The sequence below is a fragment of the Microcoleus sp. FACHB-SPT15 genome, from assembly GCF_014849525.1.
Taxonomy (GTDB): Bacteria; Cyanobacteriota; Cyanobacteriia; order Cyanobacteriales; family Coleofasciculaceae; genus Symplocastrum; species Symplocastrum torsivum.
On the sequence record NZ_JACJNU010000064.1, the window covers coordinates 148,596 to 167,349 of the forward strand.

The 18,754-nt window shown below is 45.1% G+C and carries 19 protein-coding genes; 10 read left to right on the top strand and 9 right to left on the bottom strand.

All coding sequences use genetic code 11. The annotated features are described in order from the left end of the window. Positions 1 to 3: 3 nt before the first annotated feature. Together H6F98_RS27830 and H6F98_RS27835 are read right to left on the bottom strand one after the other, a co-directional pair. A complete protein-coding gene (locus H6F98_RS27830) occupies positions 4 to 861 on the bottom strand; it encodes a DUF72 domain-containing protein (protein WP_192221973.1) in 858 nt (285 codons plus the stop codon). A 42-nt stretch (positions 862 to 903) separates the two neighbouring features. Beyond that, the gene (locus H6F98_RS27835) at positions 904 to 1,521 is read right to left on the bottom strand and encodes a hypothetical protein (protein ID WP_192221974.1); all 618 of its coding nucleotides are present in this window, start codon (positions 1,519 to 1,521) and stop codon (positions 904 to 906) included. A 234-nt stretch (positions 1,522 to 1,755) separates the two neighbouring features. Between H6F98_RS27835 and glsA the strand changes: the two genes are divergently transcribed. The 4 genes from glsA (at position 1,756) to leuD (ending at position 5,685) form a co-directional block, all read left to right on the top strand. Then, the gene (glsA, locus tag H6F98_RS27840; protein WP_192221975.1) at positions 1,756 to 2,676 is read left to right on the top strand and encodes a glutaminase A; all 921 of its coding nucleotides are present in this window, start codon (positions 1,756 to 1,758) and stop codon (positions 2,674 to 2,676) included. Between the two features lie 154 nt (positions 2,677 to 2,830). Further along, a complete protein-coding gene (gene leuC, locus H6F98_RS27845) occupies positions 2,831 to 4,234 on the top strand; it encodes a 3-isopropylmalate dehydratase large subunit (protein ID WP_192221976.1) in 1,404 nt (467 codons plus the stop codon). Between the two features lie 14 nt (positions 4,235 to 4,248). Then, entirely contained in the window at positions 4,249 to 5,049 is an 801-nt protein-coding gene (locus tag H6F98_RS27850) for a class I SAM-dependent methyltransferase (protein WP_192221977.1), read from the top strand. A gap of 18 nt (positions 5,050 to 5,067) precedes the next feature. Continuing rightward, on the top strand, positions 5,068 to 5,685 hold the full coding sequence (gene leuD / locus H6F98_RS27855; RefSeq protein ID WP_192221978.1) for a 3-isopropylmalate dehydratase small subunit: 618 nt from the start codon (positions 5,068 to 5,070) through the stop codon (positions 5,683 to 5,685). Positions 5,686 to 5,848: 163 nt separating this feature from the next. On the opposite strand, the gene H6F98_RS27860 is transcribed toward leuD, so the two are convergent. After that, positions 5,849 to 6,166, bottom strand: coding sequence for a DUF3067 family protein (locus H6F98_RS27860; protein ID WP_192221979.1), 318 nt, complete (start codon positions 6,164 to 6,166; stop codon positions 5,849 to 5,851). 239 nt (positions 6,167 to 6,405) lie between these two features. Between H6F98_RS27860 and petC the strand changes: the two genes are divergently transcribed. Together petC and petA are read left to right on the top strand one after the other, a co-directional pair. Then, on the top strand, positions 6,406 to 6,948 hold the full coding sequence (gene petC, locus H6F98_RS27865; protein ID WP_192221980.1) for a cytochrome b6-f complex iron-sulfur subunit: 543 nt from the start codon (positions 6,406 to 6,408) through the stop codon (positions 6,946 to 6,948). Between the two features lie 176 nt (positions 6,949 to 7,124). After that, a complete protein-coding gene (gene petA / locus H6F98_RS27870; RefSeq protein WP_192221981.1) occupies positions 7,125 to 8,117 on the top strand; it encodes a cytochrome f in 993 nt (330 codons plus the stop codon). A gap of 117 nt (positions 8,118 to 8,234) precedes the next feature. On the opposite strand, the gene H6F98_RS27875 is transcribed toward petA, so the two are convergent. After that, positions 8,235 to 8,729 carry a GAF domain-containing protein gene (locus H6F98_RS27875; RefSeq protein WP_192221982.1) on the bottom strand — a complete coding sequence of 165 codons (495 nt, stop codon included), beginning with the start codon at positions 8,727 to 8,729 and terminating at the stop codon, positions 8,235 to 8,237. 181 nt (positions 8,730 to 8,910) lie between these two features. Next, positions 8,911 to 9,558, bottom strand: coding sequence for a restriction endonuclease subunit R (locus H6F98_RS27880; protein WP_192221983.1), 648 nt, complete (start codon positions 9,556 to 9,558; stop codon positions 8,911 to 8,913). A gap of 115 nt (positions 9,559 to 9,673) precedes the next feature. On the opposite strand from H6F98_RS27880, the gene H6F98_RS34680 reads away from it, so the two are divergent. After that, entirely contained in the window at positions 9,674 to 9,901 is a 228-nt protein-coding gene (locus tag H6F98_RS34680) for a hypothetical protein (protein WP_192221984.1), read from the top strand. 8 nt (positions 9,902 to 9,909) lie between these two features. Here the strand turns inward: H6F98_RS34680 and H6F98_RS27890 are convergent, their stop codons facing one another. Next, positions 9,910 to 10,311 carry a hypothetical protein gene (locus tag H6F98_RS27890; RefSeq protein WP_313929955.1) on the bottom strand — a complete coding sequence of 134 codons (402 nt, stop codon included), beginning with the start codon at positions 10,309 to 10,311 and terminating at the stop codon, positions 9,910 to 9,912. A gap of 32 nt (positions 10,312 to 10,343) precedes the next feature. Next, the gene (locus tag H6F98_RS27895; RefSeq protein WP_192221985.1) at positions 10,344 to 10,595 is read right to left on the bottom strand and encodes a hypothetical protein; all 252 of its coding nucleotides are present in this window, start codon (positions 10,593 to 10,595) and stop codon (positions 10,344 to 10,346) included. Between the two features lie 119 nt (positions 10,596 to 10,714). On the opposite strand from H6F98_RS27895, the gene H6F98_RS27900 reads away from it, so the two are divergent. Beyond that, the gene (locus H6F98_RS27900; RefSeq protein ID WP_192221986.1) at positions 10,715 to 10,936 is read left to right on the top strand and encodes a helix-turn-helix transcriptional regulator; all 222 of its coding nucleotides are present in this window, start codon (positions 10,715 to 10,717) and stop codon (positions 10,934 to 10,936) included. Positions 10,937 to 10,948: 12 nt separating this feature from the next. On the opposite strand, the gene H6F98_RS27905 is transcribed toward H6F98_RS27900, so the two are convergent. Both H6F98_RS27905 and H6F98_RS27910 read right to left on the bottom strand, forming a co-directional pair. Continuing rightward, a complete protein-coding gene (locus H6F98_RS27905) occupies positions 10,949 to 12,961 on the bottom strand; it encodes a DNA sulfur modification protein DndB (RefSeq protein ID WP_192221987.1) in 2,013 nt (670 codons plus the stop codon). Positions 12,962 to 12,966: 5 nt separating this feature from the next. Then, complete coding sequence (locus H6F98_RS27910; protein WP_199349000.1) at positions 12,967 to 13,593, bottom strand: GIY-YIG nuclease family protein; 627 nt, start codon at positions 13,591 to 13,593, stop codon at positions 12,967 to 12,969. 175 nt (positions 13,594 to 13,768) lie between these two features. Between H6F98_RS27910 and dndB the strand changes: the two genes are divergently transcribed. Together dndB and dndC are read left to right on the top strand one after the other, a co-directional pair. After that, positions 13,769 to 14,836: a DNA sulfur modification protein DndB gene (gene dndB, locus H6F98_RS27915; RefSeq protein ID WP_192221989.1), complete on the top strand. Its 1,068-nt coding sequence runs from the start codon at positions 13,769 to 13,771 to the stop codon at positions 14,834 to 14,836. Beyond that, positions 14,833 to 18,714, top strand: a complete 3,882-nt coding sequence (gene dndC, locus H6F98_RS34685) for a DNA phosphorothioation system sulfurtransferase DndC (RefSeq protein WP_396813711.1) — start codon at positions 14,833 to 14,835, stop codon at positions 18,712 to 18,714. Before dndB ends, dndC begins: the two co-directional genes overlap by 4 nt. Positions 18,715 to 18,754 lie beyond the last annotated feature (40 nt).

Below are 18,754 nucleotides of genomic sequence, written 5' to 3' on the forward strand. Positions count from 1 at the left end.
AATTCAAAAAAGATTTAGCTGTATAGGTAGCTGCTCGATGTTGTTCCAAGGTAAGGGTGGAACTGGGGCACCTTGCTGTTCAAGCAACTGCTGGAAGTGACGCGCATTTCCAGGAGAATATTTCTCAATGGGGCAGTGGACAAAAAAGTAGATACGCTTACCTAAGCGCAACCACTGATCAACTAAAGTAATCCATTCTTCCATAAATGGCTGATTCACCTTTTGGTCAGGATGGCTGATAAAGCGCACTAGACTAAACGGTGCGGTAACAACAGGTTGCACTGGCACCTTTGGTTTTCGCGGTTCTACTGGTTGCTGTCCGTAGATAGCTGACCCACTGTAGGCAGGTCGGGTATCCAACACCACTCGTCCGACACCCAGTTGTTCCAAAACTGTATTGAGATTACTAGCGTAGGGTTCCTTGAACCAATCCGGGTGACGAACTTCAACGGCTAGCGGTGCTTCACTCCGTGGCCAAGCATCCAGAAAGGCAGTAAGGTCTTCTAGTAAAGCGGGTTCATAGCTAGGTGGTAGTTGGGCAAAGATTGGGCCCAGGTGCTTACCTAAACTCTGCATTTGCTCCAAAAACTCTAAGGCACCGGAAATTGAGGGTTGCAAGCAGCCGTTGTGAGTTAACTGGCGCGGCAACTTTGGGCAAAGTTCAAAACCAGGTCGCATCTGTGATGCCCACTGTGCAACAGTCTCCTGATTAGGTGCTGAGTAAAATGTTGTATTGCCTTCAACTGCGGTGAAACGTTGGCTGTAAAGGTTTAAAAATTCTGCGGCTTTACTTCCTTTGGGATAAAGGTCGCCAACCCAACTTTTATGACCCCAAACAGCGCACCCGATGAAAAAGCTCATATTAATAGGTCACAGCCTCTTTCATCAATCAGAACTTGCAGTTTACCACGACTTCCAGAAGTCAGGAGTTTTGAATAACTCTACAAAAGGAGGCTTTGAAAACGACGGCAAGTTGACCTTTAAGTATTTTTGGTTCAACCGATCAAGGATAGACTCAGCCTGATACACTTCCTCATCCGTACCCTCTACCATGACTAGATACTCGCTGCTTGAGTATCGTTCAAAATCAACTCCAGCTTCGTCTTCGGGAGTCCCCATCCCAGCTAAAACCCTAATTAATCCACCACTTGCAGCACCAATCCCAGTTCCCGCCACAGTCGCCAGTAGAGGCGTTCCCCAAGTTCCAACAGCTAAGACAAGACCAACTTCCGGCATCAATAAAAGACCCAAACCCGCGAAGCAGCCACCAACCGCACCCAACAGGCTACCTACGATTGTTGCTGCCATCGCCCCCATTTCTTCTTGAGAGTTGTCCTCATCCAAGTCATTGAACTTAGTGTTACTAAGCTTCTCTTCGTAGTCTGCGTCTTTAGATTCTAAAGGAACAATAGAAATATGAGGAGTTGGAACTCCAGCACGCTTTAGTTCGTTGAAAACCTGTTCTGCATCTGGGCGGTTAGCAAATGTACCAACAGCGCATCTGTGTTGACCTAAAACCATTTCTTCCTCCTTCTGCAATATGCACAGGCATTATGCAGAGGCGAAGTGACTGTGCATTTAGTTACAGTACAATTAGGTGCATTCTTGAATAAGTGAAAGCCTCTACCAATCTCTTTTTAGTCAAAATCTAACCAAGCAAATCAAAGTCGCCAAGATTCTCAATGTATCTATAAAGTTTTTGACAAATTTAGATCTTGTCTTGCAGAATTCTTTAAGCTTGATTACGTCTGTAACTTGACAGTACCCAACTCTCGACCGCTTAACCTTACTCAGGCTCAACTTGAAATTTGGGCAGTTCAGGCGCAAATCCAAAGCAAGTGGGGTCAACTACCAGAATATATTCCTCTACTTGCCCAAGCTAACCCGTCCTGGTTCGCTCTACAAATCCAGTGTACTAATGGTCAAGTTCATCAGTTTGGCAACATTACGCTGTCGTTTCCGTTGATGAGTGTCGTTAAACCGTTTGTGTTGCTATTTTTGCTGGAGCAATTAGGGGCAGAAGCTGTGTTTTCGCGTGTTGGCAGTGAGCCTTCTGACGAACCATTCAATTCTCTTAAGCAACTACAAGCAGATCAAGGATTACCACGTAATCCGATGCTTAACAGTGGTGCGATCGCCTTATCTTCGCTACTACCTGGTGAAAATGCTCACTCTCGTTGCGAAAGTCTTTGCCTGTGGCTCAATCATCACTCGAACTCTCAGCTATTTTTAGATGAGTCGATGCTGAGTTCTGTGCGTTCTGTACCCAATGAACGCAATCTTGCGATCGCAACGTTGCTATCTCAGTCTGGTTATCTAGATGACGTAGAACTTGCTTTAGATACCTACAATCACGTCTGCTGTTTGTCTGGAACCATTGCCGATTTAGCCAGTTTGGGGATGCTGTTAGCCCAAAGTCAAGGAAAAATCCAGCTAGAACACTGCCGAACCGTTAATACTTTAATGACTACCTGCGGCTTGTACCAAGCTTCTGGACGCTTTGCTGTAGAGGTGGGACTTCCTACTAAATCAGGAGTAAGTGGTGCAATGGTTTCTGTCGTGCCATCTCAAGGTGCGATCGCGTGTTACAGTCCTCCTCTCGATCAAGAGGGTAACTCTGTAGCTGGAGTATTTTTCTTGCAGCAACTTGCCCAAGCTCTGAATTTGAAGGGTTAGGAGGTGATTAAACACAATGGAAAATTATGGCTAGTGGAGTGTTATTAGTATTAATCTAAACTCCAGTAAAATAGAAGACTCGATATTTTAAGTAATCACTAATCACTAGTGGTTATTATCGCTATCCTCTAATTCAAAATGACTGCTATAGCTGATGAGCGCTAGAACACTGTTTGATAAAGTTTGGGATTTACATACTGTTGGTATTTTGCCTTCAGGTCAGACTCAACTATTTATTGGTTTACATTTAATTCACGAAGTTACCAGTCCTCAAGCGTTTGCGATGCTGCGAGAACGTGGACTGAAGGTGCTGTATCCCGATCGCACTATTGCTACCGTTGATCATATTGTTCCGACAGAAAACCAGGCTCGTCCTTTTGCTGATGTCTTAGCAGAAGAGATGATGCAATCGTTGGAGAATAACTGTAAAGATTACGGCGTAAGATTTTATAATATTGGCTCTGGCAGTCAAGGCATCGTTCATGTGATTGCACCTGAACAGGGTTTAACCCAGCCAGGAATGACAATCGCTTGTGGGGATTCTCATACATCAACTCATGGCGCATTTGGCGCGATCGCATTTGGCATTGGCACCTCTCAAGTCCGTGATGTCCTAGCCTCCCAAACCCTAGCGCTATCTAAGCTTAAGGTTCGCAAAATTGAAGTCAATGGCAAATTGTCCCCTGGCGTTTATGCCAAAGATGTAATTCTCCATATCATCCGTACCCTTGGTGTGAAAGGTGGCGTTGGCTACGCCTATGAATTTGCTGGTACTACCTTCGAGCAGATGAGTATGGAAGAGCGAATGACTGTCTGTAATATGTCCATTGAGGGTGGCGCTCGTTGTGGGTATGTGAACCCAGATGAAGTGACATTTGAATACCTCAAGGGCAAAGATTTTGCTCCCAAAGAGGCAGAGTGGGATAGGGCGATTAGCTGGTGGAACAGCCTCCGCAGTGATGAGGATGCTGTTTATGATGATGTCGTCACCTTTGATGCGGCTGAAATTGCACCCACCGTCACTTGGGGAATTACGCCAGGGCAAGGAATTGCAGTGAATGAAGTGGTTCCTGTTGCCGATACCCTACCAGAATCAGAAAAAGCGATCGCGCAAGAAGCCTATCGCTACATGGACTTCACGCCAGGAACACCAATTCAAGGTACAAAAGTTGATGTCTGCTTTATCGGTAGCTGTACCAATGGACGCATCAGCGACTTACGAGAAGCTGCCAAATTTGCCCAAGGTAAGCACGTGGCCCAAGGAGTCAAAGCCTTTGTTGTCCCTGGTTCAGAACGGGTGAAAAAGGAAGCGGAAGCAGAAGGACTCGACAAAATCTTTGTGGAAGCGGGGTTTGAGTGGCGAGAACCAGGATGCTCGATGTGTCTTGCGATGAATCCTGACAAACTTCAGGGTACCCAGTTGAGTGCATCTTCCTCTAACCGTAATTTCAAAGGGCGTCAGGGTTCGTCTACGGGACGCACACTGCTAATGAGTCCGGCAATGGTGGTTGCGGCTGCGGTGAGAGGTGAAGTAGCTGATGTTCGAGAGTTGTTGTAACCATTAACTCCTAAATGACGATTCTCAATGAATATAAGCAAGAAATTCTTGACTTCTACCAGGCAAGAACTAGCTATGACAATGATTTCACTTATCGTCGAGCTATCCCTCTCGTTGAGTTAGCGCAACTACAACCAGGACAACATATCTTAGATGTCGCAACAGGAACAGGTATAGTTGCGATCGCGGCATCTGAGATTGTTGCTGAAGGTAAAGTAATTGGAGTGGATTTTACTCCAGGAATGCTTGAGCAAGCGCGACGGAAAATTGAAGCCGCAGGGTTAGAAAACATTGAATTGATTGAAGCCGATGTCGAAGCGATTGCTTTCGAGGATGAACGTTTCGATGCGATTTTCTGTGCTACAGCAATTGTGTTACTCAGTAATATTCCTGCGGCGTTACAAAGTTGGTATCGCTGGCTCAAAAATGGTGGAGTTGTCGCCTTTTCCTGTTGGTCTACAACATCATTTTTTACGCCTGTCATTACTAAAGTCTGCGCCAAGTACGGCTTTTCGCTGCCAAATCTTCACGAGCCGCTTGGAAGTCCTGAAAAGTGTTACACCTTGCTTCAAGAAATAGGGTTTCATGATATCGCGATAAAAACTGAGCAATATGGCAGTTACCTTAGTCTCGATGAAGCGAAAAACTACTGGAAAGGCAAATGGCTTTATGCAAATGGTCATCCTCTGTTGCATCTATCAGAAGAACAAATCGAGCAATTGAAGGCAGAATTCCAGGCAGAAATTGAAACATTAGCGACAGAGCAAGGCGTTTGGCACGAAAATACAACGTTTTTTGTAATTGGTAAAAAGTAAGCGAAGAGGACTAGATTAATGAGTCAAGTACAAATAGTTTCAGGTCGGGGAATTCCTTTAGTAGGCAATGATATTGATACAGATCGCATTATCCCCGCTCGTTTTTTGCGCTGTGTCACCTTTGATGGTTTGGGAGAACAAGCGTTTGCCGACGATCGTGTGCAAGCGAAAGGGGAACATCCCTTTGATCAGCCACAGTATCAAGGAGCGAATATCTTAGTTGTTAACGGCAACTTTGGCTGTGGTTCCTCACGAGAACACGCGCCTCAAGCTTTGGCAAAATGGGGAATCCAAGCGGTTGTGGGAGAGAGCTTTGCCGAGATTTTCTTTGGTAACTGTGTTGCGATCGGGATTCCTTGTGTAACGGCTGAACCTATTACACTCAAGCAGTTACAGGCAATCCTCAAAGACAATCCCCAAGCTTCGATAACTGTGGATTTAGACGCAATGCAAGTCCATTGTGGAGACTTCCAAGCTTCTGTATCGATGGGTGAGGGTTCACGGCAGATGTTAACAACAGGCACCTGGGATACTTGTGGACAATTGCTTGCTCAAATTGACCCGATTCGAGCTACGGTGGCTAAATTGCCGTATGTAGATTGGGGAAGTCGAGTTGTGGCAACATCTAATTCCTGAAAGCCTGATTTTGTCGTCTAGTAACTTCTGTAGGGGCGCACAGCTGTGCGCCCCTACCCTACAGGATTCCAAGAGATATGGGAATCGATACCAATGGGCATTACTAAGTCCGTACAGCGTGTTGAAGTGCGTAAGTCCTCATCTGTAGCCTGAGAGCCAGACATTAGAAATCTTCTAGTAGCCACTCCGAGGCACGTTCACCCAACTCAATCGGAATACTAACGGCTTTACCCAAGCGTGGACGCTCACGAGTTTCCCGAATATAGTTTTGCACTTGTGTCGCGCTTCCCCAAGCGTGCAGATAATTAGCAACTGTATTGAGATGCTCTAGGTACTCGGCTTCCGAGAGTGGGAAAGACACCTGTTCTAAGTACTTCCACATGACTTGAACGAAGATTTTTCCCTGAGTTCGTCGTATTTGAATGTCATAAGAGTATCCCCACTTGTTGAGCAGGAGTTGGCGCAAGTCCTGTCCTGTCATAACCCTCTTTGCCTAAGTTTTTGTTTACATTTCGTCACAAATACGACGCTTTTTAACTTTATGATACGGTGTAAAAGAATGTAATAATACCTATATCTGAAGCCGTAAATCCTTTGACTGAAAGGATTTTGGCGACCCTGTTGACAGTTAGATTACTCTACATTATGAGAGCAGGGTTTAAGAAGTTCTGGAAATATTTCCAGAGTTGTTAAAAAAAATATACCCTTAGGCGTTCAGTTATGGCTCAAGTTTCTGGCTCAGCAGATGTTCCCGATATGGGGCGTCGTCAATTTATGAACCTCTTGGCGTTTGGTACGATTACCGGAACAGCTTTAGGAGCGCTCTATCCAGTTATTAAGTTCTTCGTTCCACCTTCGGCAGGCGGTGGTGGCGGCGGTGTCACGGCTAAAGATGCGTTGGGCAATGACATCGTTGTCAGCGACTTCTTAGCCAATCACAGTGCTGGCGATCGCACTCTGGCTCAAGGCATCAAAGGTGACCCGACCTATGTTGTTGTTACCGAAGACCAATCGATTGGCAACTATGGTTTGAACGCTGTCTGCACCCACTTGGGATGTGTGGTGCCTTGGAATAGCAACGAGAATAAGTTCAAGTGTCCCTGTCATGGTTCTCAGTACGATAACACTGGTAAGGTAGTACGGGGACCAGCACCTCTGTCTTTGGCATTGGTTCACGCCACTGTCACCGAAGACGACAAGCTTTCCCTCACGCAGTGGACAGAAACTGATTTTCGCACTGGCGAAGACCCTTGGTGGGTTTAATTCAATTCGGACTTAGGGCATCGGGACTGGAGATTAAGGATTGGGGAAGAAGTCTTGAACAAAGCAGAGCAAGTATTGACGATATCCTTTTCCTTAACGCTCCAGCCTCGATGCTTTAATCCTTGTCTCTTCCATCCTTAATACCCAATCCCTCTTCGAGTTTTTTGCTTTAAAAGATGAGAACACCTTCTTTATCGGTGATGTACAACTTCCTCAACAAGCGGGTAATCACCAGAACCGTTGTGCTGGCTTTGGCAACCCTGGCATTATTCTTCGTTAGTGATATTACGCTTCCTCAGTCAGCTAGTGCATACCCCTTCTGGGCACAGGAAACCGCGCCAGAAACTCCCCGCGAACCGACGGGACGGATTGTTTGTGCCAACTGCCACTTGGCAGCGAAACCTACAGAAGTCGAAATTCCCCAGTCCGTTTTGCCAGATACGGTATTTGAGGCTGTGGTGAAGATTCCCTACGACCTAAACGCACAACAGGTTTTGGGTGATGGCTCCAAAGGCGGCTTAAATGTCGGTGCAGTGGTAATGTTACCAGAAGGCTTCAAGATTGCCCCTGAAGACCGAATTCCTGAGGAGATGAAGGAAAAGGTTGGCGGCGTTTACTTCCAACCTTACAAAGAAGACCAGGAAAACGTTGTCATCGTTGGTCCACTACCCGGTGAACAGTACCAAGAAATTGTTTTCCCTGTCCTATCTCCTGATCCAAACACGGATAAAACAGTTCGCTTTGGTAAGTATCCTGTTCATATCGGCGCTAACCGTGGTCGTGGTCAGGTTTATCCGGCTGGTAACAAGAGCAATAACACCATCTACAATGCCTCGAAAGCGGGTCAAATTTCTCAGATTAGTAAGCTGGAAGATGGTGGCTATGAAGTCACGATTCAAACAGCAGACGCTGGGGCAGTTGTTGATGCAATTCCCGCAGGTTTGGAGTTGATTGTATCTGAAGGGCAGGACGTTACTGCTGGTGAAGCTCTGACGAATAATCCTAATGTTGGTGGATTTGGTCAAGCGGATGCTGAGGTTGTCTTGCAAAGTCCAGCACGAATTAAGTGGTTAATGGTATTCATCAGCGGGATTATGCTGTCCCAAGTGTTCCTGGTGCTGAAGAAGAAACAAATTGAGAAAGTTCAAGCGGCTGAAATGAACTTCTAAGTTCTCGGCTAAATTACAAGTTGTAGGACAAGCTGAACGGCTTGTCCTTTTTTATTGAATCGTTCAATTTTTTGCCTAAGTTAACGCGATCGCATTATTGCTTTTTTCGGTTATCCGTTAGCTATCTCGAATTGCTGCTGCTGTTGCCAATGTTTCTGCACCTTGTTGCATGGCTTCAATATCGGACGCTGACCAAGAACGAGTATCCTGGCAGTGATGGGCGACGAGTAATCCCCACAATCGACCATGATTAAGGACTGGCACGACTAAGTTGGCGCGAACCTGCATATTTCGTAAGAAGTCTCGGTGGCAAGCTTGGATGGGTTCTGTTTCTATATCTGCGATCGCTCTTACTCGTCCGGCTTGGTACATGGCGGCGTATTCACCATTGAAACACTCATCGGGCCCGGTTGTTCCGAAGATAGAGAACTCGCTAGAACTTAAGGACTCGAATGTAACTCGTCCTTCCCATTCGCGGTAAAAGTAGTATAAGACTACGCGATCGACCTGAAGAGAATTTCTTAATTTGTCGGTGGTTTCTTGGACTACTGTATCTCTTGCAAGAGTGGCAGCAAGGCGGTTAGCAACTCTTAGCAAATTTTGATCGGACATCAGCTCTGTGGGGACTCCTAGAGTAGTTTGTTGAACTTCTCTAATCATATAGAGTAGCTTTTGCTGTTTGGCTGAACCTCGGTTAGGGGAATATTTTAGTGTTAAGTTAGGTTGTATTCTTGAATACAAGAAAGTTTAGACTGGACGCGCTACTACGGTAGCTGATTAAGAGCCTATTCAATTAACTGGTTCCATTAGTTGACGAAGTTGCTAATTGACCCAAGCGCTTTAAGACCCTCAGAACGCAATACAAATCATTCCCAGGATTGAAGATGTAGAATAATCGAGAAAAGGCGTACTGAGGAGTCGGTTGTTTGACTAATTTGAGGAAAATGAAACTAGCCCCATTGGTAATTAGTCCGTAGATTGGTTTTTCGAGAGTAGGATTTGCCATCATATAGGCAAGTATCTGTGGTCTCCCGACTTCTATAGAAAACGCTGCTTTTTTTGACTCGATGACCAGTACCCAGAGCTGTTCTAATAAAGTCAACACATCCATCTCCCCCCTGATAATCAATCCATCATCTTCTGCTGAAATTTCTACAGCTTTCTCGGATTTGATGTGAAAGGGAGGTAAATAAAAGTCTGCTAAGTCCAGTAGGGGAGATAGCACGACCATTTTGACGGTATTTTCTAGCAGAGGAGGGTACTTGAGTAAATGGGAATAACTCGCCTTAACGCGGTCAAGTCGTTGCTTTTGGGAGTCGCTGATTTCTGGTAAGTTATCTTGCCACTCTCGGAAGAATTGGTCATTTTCAACGAAAGTTAGACCAAATTTTGTTTCTAAGTCATGTAGAGTGATGTCTCTAGCTGGAATGGTTTGAACCATAATCAATGCGGTAATGGAGAATGGTGCTTGCTTTCATTGGCTGGGTGAGAGTAAATCTACTAACTTTGCCTAATCCTCGGAATTTTCCTCACCTGAATTTTTGGTTGAGAATTTCATGCTTGCCCAAGTTAAGCTGTTTTCCTTCGTTGCGATCTGCGCTGACGCTCGAATCGCTAATGCTTCGCAAACGCAGCAGCGCTTCGCTATCGCTCTTACTCGTCCGGCTTCGTACATGGCGGCGTATTCACTATTGAAACACTCATCGGGTCTGGTTGAGCCGAAGATAGAAAACTCGCTAGAACTCAAAGACTCGAATGTAACTCGTCCTTCCCATTCGCGGTAAAAAGGGTTCTACTTGTTTGAAGTAAGAGTGGTTTGCCGTTGCTGCCAAATTTCTTGAAGTCTTGTAATTGCGTCTTCGGTGTAGCGGGTTGCTTCTTTGAGAATGGCTGTCCATAGGGTTGTGAGAGTTGGCAAGTTTTGGCAACCGCGAATTAGAGTACGACAAGCAGCAATCCACTGTTCTAATTTCCGGTAACTGATGAAGTAGCCGCCTCTTCCTTCGAGATGAACCCAAAGCACATGTTGCCATTTTTGCCAGTTAATGATGCGCTTGGGGTTAATCTTTAGATGTTTTGCGATTTGCTTGAGGCTGATTACGAAGGTGTTTGGGTTAATGCGATCTGCGCTTCGCAGCAGCGCTTCGCTATCGCGTAGAGGCGGCATGGTTCTTTCAATCTCTGGATAAATCACTGATGTTCAGTTACTGATGAACTGATGAGGCTTTAGTCTCTGGGAATGCTGTGGCGCAAAACGCTCATTACTTCGCCTGGGGTGGATGTTGGTTGCAGGGGACTCCAGGCGGTAACTTCGGCAAAACCGAGGCTGTAGAGGTGACGAATCGTACTGTGGACTCCGTTGGGAGAACCGATGAGCATCACTTTGATGTGTTCTTTCTTTGGGCGTGGTGTTGTGGGGAAGTCGGAGGAGGCAGGAGGAGTGGGGGCTTCGTTGGAATCTGGGAGAAATTCTTCCATTGGGTTTGCCTGGTTTTTGATTGAATAAGTGTCGCAAATTTGCGACAAACTCATCCTATATTTTTTGTCGCAATTCTGCAACATTTACTTCGTTATGAGCCTCTGACAAAATCTGAGGCATGGGAAAAGCAGGGCAAGCCCTTAAGCAGGTGTTAGAAACCTATGGCATTAGCCAAAATCGGCTAGCCGTGACGATGGAAGTTCGACGCTCGAATGTTAACCGTTGGGTCAATGAGGAGACAGATCCAGCGGCTGATGCCGTCCTTGAGATTCGGGATGGGCTTGAGAAGCTTAACCCAGATGCAGCGGAAGAATTTATCAGGTTGTACTTGGGACGATGACCACGTTAATGACTAATCTTCTTCATCTAACTCATTTCCTTCAGCAACAGATGAAGCCTCACTCTGCTCTTGAAGTAAGCCCTTCGGCTGTAGGAATGGAGGTAAGCCAGCTTCAAAAACCGCAGCAAATCTACCACGTACTAGTTCTTCTTTGCGGTGTTCACTAAGTTGATCAGCATCTTTACCATAGAAGGCATTTGTATCAAAACCTCTGTAGAGTGTGTCAAAACACTTCTTACAATCAGGCCACTGCGTAGTATTCTTATCTGCCGAGAAGAAGTTGAGAAGCTTTCTAGTAGATGTATGCCAATTATTATTAGCTGCATCTAATTCAATCTTTCGTGAACCAAAATACCATAGACATAGAAGCGAGAAGATTTTATCCTCAACGGTTTTAGCAACCTTAATTTTGTCGTTTCCTGGATTCAACGCTACAAATGTCCATAGACGTAAAGGATGATCAGATAGAGGTGCATCTACCTTGAGTACTTCCTTATCATATAGTCGATCCAAAAATGTTAGTAAATCATTAATGTCACCTAAATGTTCGTCTCTATATTGGAATTCTACTATCTTTCCAATACGAACCATAGCTTTCTGAAAAATGGCTTTGAATGCCCATTGCTCATCTTTCATCTTAGCTATCTCTTCTTGTGGCTTAAGAATTTCTCTTATATGCCACTCGCTGTCTCTGGTAGTTTCTTGTTCGCGAATAATAGCTTTGTGTTTACTAGTTTGAGCTTGAAAACTACCAAAAGCCCCCTCGATTAAGTTATTTTCACGAGCATAAGTTAACAAATTTTTATAGGGTTTAAATTCCAATAGCAATTTAAGTAACCAAGGGCGGAAGTTTACCTTAAAACCTTCTACAGCAGATTCAAGATAGTTATCAGGCAACCGAGAGAAGGGAGTATGGGGTTCTTTATCGTCATCACAACAATCTTCTTCATAATATCTAGAGAGTTGTCTGTTTTCGTATTCTACCTCTTTACCATCAATACCTAAGGCAGAATTGACACTTTTGATAAATGCCATAACTTGATTTTTCTCCATTGGATCACGAGGGGGATTGAGATCCAATAAATTTGAGACTAGAAGATCAAGATTGACGAGAGAATTTAAATAATAAGAAGTATCAAATCGATTTGAGTCATCCTGCCAACGAACTAGTGAAAGTGGAACAAGGTTATTGCTGTCTTCAGCGGTTTTTTCCGTTAGGATAGTTCTGACACAACGAGCATTAATACTTCTGTCGTCAAGTATCAATTCTCTGGCTCTATCAACTGTTTTTGCATTCTTGTTAAGATCAGTAAATAGCTCTCTAGATATTCCCCTTATTGAGTAATCGGTCTGATTTTGGTTGTTTTTAAATCCTGCTTCAGAATGCAACAAGATGAAAATAACAGGGACTTTTGTAAAGCGCTCAGTACTACGTAGATTACCACCTCTAAATTTTGGATCTTCTCGAAGAGTCCTCAATGCCCATAGCCTATGTTGTCCATCCACAGCAACGGCAAGTACACGATCTTCATCCCATCGAAGTCTAGCTGATAAGCCTATTGAAACAAACTGTACACCTCCAAAATTTGCAATTTCGGCTCCCTCTTGATTCCACTGAGCATCTTCAATATCAGAGCTATCCCAGGGAATTGATGGTGAATCAATAGGTTCTGACTCATCGAAGGTATCTAAAATCCTTCCCTCAGAACTTTTTGGCATCAAAACAATAGTAATAGCGTTAAAAAATTTTAGCTTTTTGGGGTCTAGTAAATATCCTTTGATAATGTCATTTTTGACTCTCGTTTCATCGATCTCACGTTGAAATAATTCCTTGAGTGACCACTGAGTTTCTAAAGTAGGAGGAACTTGCTCTGCTATTCTTAACTCATCAATTGCTCGATCAACTTCAAGGAGAGCGGTAAAGTAAGGTAAAGATACACCTTCAGATAAGGTATAGGTTCCAGTTAAGCCATAAATGGGCTTGTTGAACCTTGCTTGACTTTGACCTTTTGAGATTATAAACATAACTCTTATCCGTATCTCAGAGTAAATGATGGTAGAAATAGTCTAGATAGAATATCTTCAACTAATTGTTCTGATTCTGCTTCAGGAAGCTCAGACTCAAAATCGCTATTCTGCTCATTGTATTGGCTTGATAATTCAGGAGGCATCCCTACAAGCAATAATCGACACTGATCAATGTTATGACCAGCTAAATTAAAACGTTCTCTTAGCTTACTTCCTTCTCGTAAATGGCTACGAATGCGGTTGTACAGGTTCGTAGCTTTACCTATGTACATAGGTTGCTGAAATAAAAGTGAATTTTCTAAGAGAGTTAGAACAAGTTGACGAAAAGTTTGATTAGATGCAAATTTTCGGAGCGAATCTTCTTTATAAAAGTAAGTTTCTGGTTTTAAGAAAACTCTATACATTGGTGGTAGCTGACCTTCTCGTTCAGCACAGTGCTCCTTGCAAAGTTCATTTAAAACCGCTTCAACAAATGCTTCAGGATCATCAAAAGCACTCCGATCAAAACTAAAGCGACGATACCATACATAGATGCCACTAAAATCTTGAGGAACGCGACTCAAAATGGCATTTGTACCACGAATTTTCGATAAGTCGTAAAGTATAACGTTATCGCTAATTTCTTGCACAGCGTTATGTGTATATAACCACGGCAAAAGACACATACCTCCGATAGCTATTCCTTATGCTTTACCGTTTATAGCATCGAATTCTGAAAATTTTATAAATTTCACTGGATTTACATCGAAATAGTATGTATGTTGTTTTTCACATACATCAATTATTTATTTACCGAGTATATTAATGGTGCTTCCTTTCGAGTATGTCTTTCCAGCTATCAGGGGCATACAAGCAGGACGTGAGTATTACGTTTCCATGTGCCCTGTAAGATTAATTCCAAAGCTGTTCTCCTTTGATGATGAGGAGATACCAGCAGAGATGAGAGCGCAGCGAACGTTGAATCGAGCAAGAATACCAGAAATTGCTCAATATATTCTGGATAACCCGAATGGCTATGTCTTCTCTGCCATCACTGTTTCAATCAATGCAGATATTAGATTTGAGCCAACTGAAGCAGGAGACGTTGGGCTGCTTAAAGTTCCAATGGATGCCAGATTTATCATTAATGATGGACAACATCGACGCGCAGCATTTGAGATGGCGTTGAAGGAAAACCCGGAGATTGGCGATGAAACAATCTCTGTGGTGTTCTTTCTAGATATAGAGCTGAAGCGATCGCAGCAAATGTTCACCGATCTCAACCGCTATGCTGCTCGTCCCGATCCATCGCTCAATATTCTCTACGATCACCGCGATCGCAAAGCCGTTCTATCCAAGGCAGTGATGAAAGCCGTGAAAGTCTTTGACAAGCTAACGGACACTGAACGGAGTAGCCTACCACCACGTTCCAGTAAATTGTTTACCCTAAGCGCTATCTATACCGCAACTAATTTACTTCTTGGTAATCCTAAGGATGTTGATTTTGACAAACAAACCCGCTTAGCATCACAATACTGGAACGCTGTAGCTGCCCAAATGTCTGATTGGCAAGATGTTTTACACAAAAAAGTTTCTGCTGGTGAATTACGCCGAGATTACGTTCACAGCCATGCAGTAACACTGGTTGGATTGGGTGGTGCTGGTGCTGCTCTGCTTTCCCTGTATCCCAAGGATTGGGCAGATCGGCTTAAACCTCTACAGAGTATAAACTGGGAACGCTCTAATCCGGCTTGGGAAGGGTCAGTCATTGTTGGCGGCAGCGTCCACAACAATCGAACTTCCAGAAGTTTTATGATTGGCTACCTCAAAAAGGCTCTAGCCTTACCCTTAACGTCCGAAGAAGAGAAGCTGTTAGGAACTATTCACCGATGAACGTCATTCAAGAAGCTGACAATCAAAGTTCAGCCCAACCCGTTTTGGCAGAGTCTGTTAGACAAGATGTTAAGTGGCTAACGGCTGAAATTCAAGGACTGTACTGTTTAGATGAAGTTCCTTGGGTTGTTGGTTATTCCGGTGGTAAGGATAGTACTGCTGCGCTTCAACTTGTTTGGAATGCCATTGCTGCATTACCCAAAAAAAAGCGAACTAAACCAATTCATATTATTTCGACGGATACATTAGTTGAAAATCCCATCATTTCTGCTTGGGTACGCCAGTCTTTGGAACGGATGGAAACATCGGCTCAGGCTAAGAATTTACCGTTTCAACCCCATCCGCTAAAACCTTCGCTAGAAGATACTTTTTGGGTTAACTTGCTGGGTAAAGGGTATCCGGCTCCTCGTAATAAATTTAGATGGTGTACGGCACGTCTCAAGATTAATCCTGCTAACCGCTTTGTGCGAGACATTGTTCGTGCAAATGGCGAAACGATCTTAATTCTTGGCACTCGCAAAGCCGAAAGCCAAAAGCGAGCTTCTACAATGGCAAAACACGCACAGGGGCGAATACGCGATCGCCTGAGTCCTAATGCCAGTTTGCCTAATTCTCTAATCTACACACCGATTGAAGACTGGAGTAACGATCAGGTTTGGCTGTATTTAATGCAATGGGAAAATCCTTGGGGATACAGCAACAAGGAGCTATTCCAAATTTACCGTGGAGCTTCTGCTGATAACGAATGTCCTTTAGTCATTGATACTTCAACCCCCAGTTGCGGCAGTTCTAGATTCGGTTGTTGGGTTTGTACATTGGTCGATCGTGACAAATCAATGGAAGCAATGCTTCTCAACGATGAATCTAAAGAATGGATGCAAGCTCTCTTAGATTTTCGAGATGAATTAGATTTTCATACTAATGAGAAGCTAGAACAGGAGCGGCAAAATCGAGATTTTCGCCGTATCACTGGAAATGTTCAACTCTTTGAGCGCAATGTAGAAGGCTCAAAAGAGAAAGAAGTAACAAATGTTCCTGGACCTTATATTAAAGCCTATCGAGATGAGCTATTGATAAAACTTCTGAAAACTCAACAGGAAGTCCGTCAAAAAGCTCCACCAGAAATGCAAGCTATCGAACTGATTTCCCTCGAAGAACTCAGCGAAATTCGACGCATTTGGCTAGAAGAAAAACATGAATTCGACGATTCTCTCCCCCGCATCTACCACGAAGTCACTGGCGAATTCTTCCTCGATCCACGCCTCAATGCAGGCAATGCCTACCTAGGTGTTGATGAATGGAGTATCCTTACAGAACTGTGCGAGGACTCCATGCACCTCGAACTAATGAATCGGCTTCTCGATACCGAACGCCAGTTTCAAACCATGTCCCGCCGCGTTGGACTCTACGAAAAACTGGATAAATGCTGCGAAATCAATTTCGACTCCAAAGACGAAGCTCTCTTAAATGCCCATCGCACTCGCAACCTCAAACAAGCTGCAACCCAAGGCGATGTTGATACTATCAGACAACTGACAACAGACAAAGCCAAACCATCCAACCCAACAAATGCGATAGCTGGCGCTGCGGCAAAGCAGATCGCTCAACCCAACTCTTGGGCAGCATTAAAGTTTGGCAAAGCCGACTCCTCCTCACTCCATGCGTCCGAAGCCAAAGCAGACTACAGCCGCCTTGAAAATGCGATCGCTGACACTGCTGCAAAGCCGATCGCTCCTCAGCCCCAAACAGAAAAAGACTACAGACCGAATGGGATTCCCCACATCATCCTCACTGAACTGGTTTTGCAGAATTTCGGTCCCTATCAAGGTCAACACACCATCAACCTCACTTCCCCCAACAACAACCAGCCAATCATCCTATTCGGAGGCATGAACGGTGGCGGCAAAACCACCCTCATGGATGCCATCCGTCTAGCACTCTACGGACAACGCGCCCTATGCTCCACCCGTGGCAAGCTATCCTACAGCGACTTCCTCAAAGAATGCGTCAACCGCCAAACCGACAACGAACCCACAAGCATTGAACTTACCTTCCAGCAAACCCTCAACAACGCACCCGAACCGACCAAATTTCGCATCCATCGCACCTGGAACCGACAACCCAAAAACGGACGCGACACACTGAACATCTTTAAAGATGACTCTCCAGATGCCGCTCTCACCAATGCCTGGGATGAACGAATCGAAGACCTGCTACCCCTCGGCATCTCCAATTTATTTCTGTTTGACGGAGAACAAGTCAAAGAACTCGCAGAGCAAGACGAACTACCACCCATCGTAGTTAGTGCTATGCGATCGCTCCTCGGCTTAGAACTACCCGATCGCCTCTCCACCGATCTAGACGTACTCATTGCCCGCAAACGCAAAGCAAGCGCTAAACGTCAGGACTTACAAAAACTCGAAGAAATCGAACATCGCTTAGAGTCCCTTACCCAAGAAAAGCGGACAGCCAAGCAAAAATTAGCTGCCATTCAACCTCGACTAGAAGCCGCTCAAAACAAGCTAAACCAAGCAGAAGAAGCTTTTCTGACCCAAGGAGGCAAGATTGCCGCCGAACAGTCCAACCTAGAAACCAAGGTTCAACGCCTACAAGAAGAAGTAGAAAGCGATCGCCAAACCTTGCGCGATTTAGCTGCCGGAATTCTGCCCCTCGCGATGATTCAACCCTTGCTGCAACAAGCTCAATCCCAAGCCACACAGGAAGTTCAGCACCAACAAAAAGAAGCTGCCCGCGACCAGATACAAACTCACGACCAACGCCTCCTGGACTTCCTACCCTCGCTCAAACTCAAAGTCACCCAACTCAAACAGATTCAAGCCTTTCTAGCGGCTGAGCAACAAGCCCTCACCCAAAGCCAGATCGATGTTTGGTTAGGTGCCAGTGCCAATCACGTCCATCAACTTGCCAGTCTATTGGAACATGGATTACCGAGCCAGTACTTTAGTGACCTAACCCCCCTAACCCCCCTTCCCTACAAGGGAAGGGGGGAACTGGACTCCCCTCTCCTTGCAGGAGAGGGGCAGGGGGAGAGGTTAACCGAGAAGTCTTGGCTATCCAACCCAATCCAGCAAGCCCAAGAACGAATCCAGCACTTACAGAATTGCCAAGCCGAAATAGATGCCACAGAACGCTATCTAGCCACAGCCGCAGCCCCCGAAGTCTACGAAAAGCTCAAACATCAGTTCCAACAAGCACAAACTGAAGTCATTCACCTCTCAACCGACCACCAACAGGCTCATCGAGAGTTGGAGGAAATCAAAAAAGCGATCGCCCGTGTCAAGCAAGAACTTGTAGACTACAGCACAGTTGCGATCGAGCAACAGACAACCGAACACACCCTCAAAGCCGCAGCCAAAGCTCAAGAAACCCTAAAAGAGTTCAAAAAACGCCTCAAACTCCGCAAACTCAACCAACTAGAAACCCTAGTAACCGAGTGCTTCCTCTACCTGCTCCACAAATCCAACCTGGTGCATCGCATCCAAATTAATACAGAAACATTCTGTCTATCCCTATTTGATTACGAAGGACAACCCGTTCCCAAACATCGCCTCTCAGCAGGAGAAAAGCAACTGCTAGCCATCTCCCTCCTGTGGGGACTCGCCCGTGCATCCGGTCGGCAACTCCCCGTAGCGATCGATACACCTCTCGGTCGCCTCGACTCCACCCACCGCAACAACTTGGTCGATCGCTACTTCCCGCAAGCCAGCCATCAAGTCATCCTGCTTTCCACCGACACCGAAATCCGAGAAGAAGAAGTAAAACGGTTAAGGGATAATAATGCGATCGCCCAACAGTACCTCCTGGAATACAATACTGAGCAACACCACACCCAAGTTAAACCCGGCTATTTCTGGTGATACCGTTTTCCCAAGAAGCAGCGGTTCAGATCCCCGACTT

Bases quoted from the DNA above. Each gene is read 5' to 3' on its own strand.
- H6F98_RS27830 (WP_192221973.1), bottom strand. From the start codon at position 861: ATGAGCTTTTTCATCGGGTGCGCTGTTTGGGGTCATAAAAGTTGGGTT.
- H6F98_RS27835 (WP_192221974.1), bottom strand. From the start codon at position 1,521: ATGGTTTTAGGTCAACACAGATGCGCTGTTGGTACATTTGCTAACCGC.
- leuC (WP_192221976.1), top strand. From the start codon at position 2,831: ATGAGCGCTAGAACACTGTTTGATAAAGTTTGGGATTTACATACTGTT.
- H6F98_RS27850 (WP_192221977.1), top strand. From the start codon at position 4,249: ATGACGATTCTCAATGAATATAAGCAAGAAATTCTTGACTTCTACCAG.
- leuD (WP_192221978.1), top strand. From the start codon at position 5,068: ATGAGTCAAGTACAAATAGTTTCAGGTCGGGGAATTCCTTTAGTAGGC.
- H6F98_RS27860 (WP_192221979.1), bottom strand. From the start codon at position 6,166: ATGACAGGACAGGACTTGCGCCAACTCCTGCTCAACAAGTGGGGATAC.
- petC (WP_192221980.1), top strand. From the start codon at position 6,406: ATGGCTCAAGTTTCTGGCTCAGCAGATGTTCCCGATATGGGGCGTCGT.
- petA (WP_192221981.1), top strand. From the start codon at position 7,125: ATGAGAACACCTTCTTTATCGGTGATGTACAACTTCCTCAACAAGCGG.
- H6F98_RS27875 (WP_192221982.1), bottom strand. From the start codon at position 8,729: ATGTCCGATCAAAATTTGCTAAGAGTTGCTAACCGCCTTGCTGCCACT.
- H6F98_RS27880 (WP_192221983.1), bottom strand. From the start codon at position 9,558: ATGGTTCAAACCATTCCAGCTAGAGACATCACTCTACATGACTTAGAA.
- H6F98_RS34680 (WP_192221984.1), top strand. From the start codon at position 9,674: ATGCTTGCCCAAGTTAAGCTGTTTTCCTTCGTTGCGATCTGCGCTGAC.
- H6F98_RS27895 (WP_192221985.1), bottom strand. From the start codon at position 10,595: ATGGAAGAATTTCTCCCAGATTCCAACGAAGCCCCCACTCCTCCTGCC.
- H6F98_RS27900 (WP_192221986.1), top strand. From the start codon at position 10,715: ATGGGAAAAGCAGGGCAAGCCCTTAAGCAGGTGTTAGAAACCTATGGC.
- H6F98_RS27905 (WP_192221987.1), bottom strand. From the start codon at position 12,961: ATGTTTATAATCTCAAAAGGTCAAAGTCAAGCAAGGTTCAACAAGCCC.
- dndB (WP_192221989.1), top strand. From the start codon at position 13,769: ATGGTGCTTCCTTTCGAGTATGTCTTTCCAGCTATCAGGGGCATACAA.
- dndC (WP_396813711.1), top strand. From the start codon at position 14,833: ATGAACGTCATTCAAGAAGCTGACAATCAAAGTTCAGCCCAACCCGTT.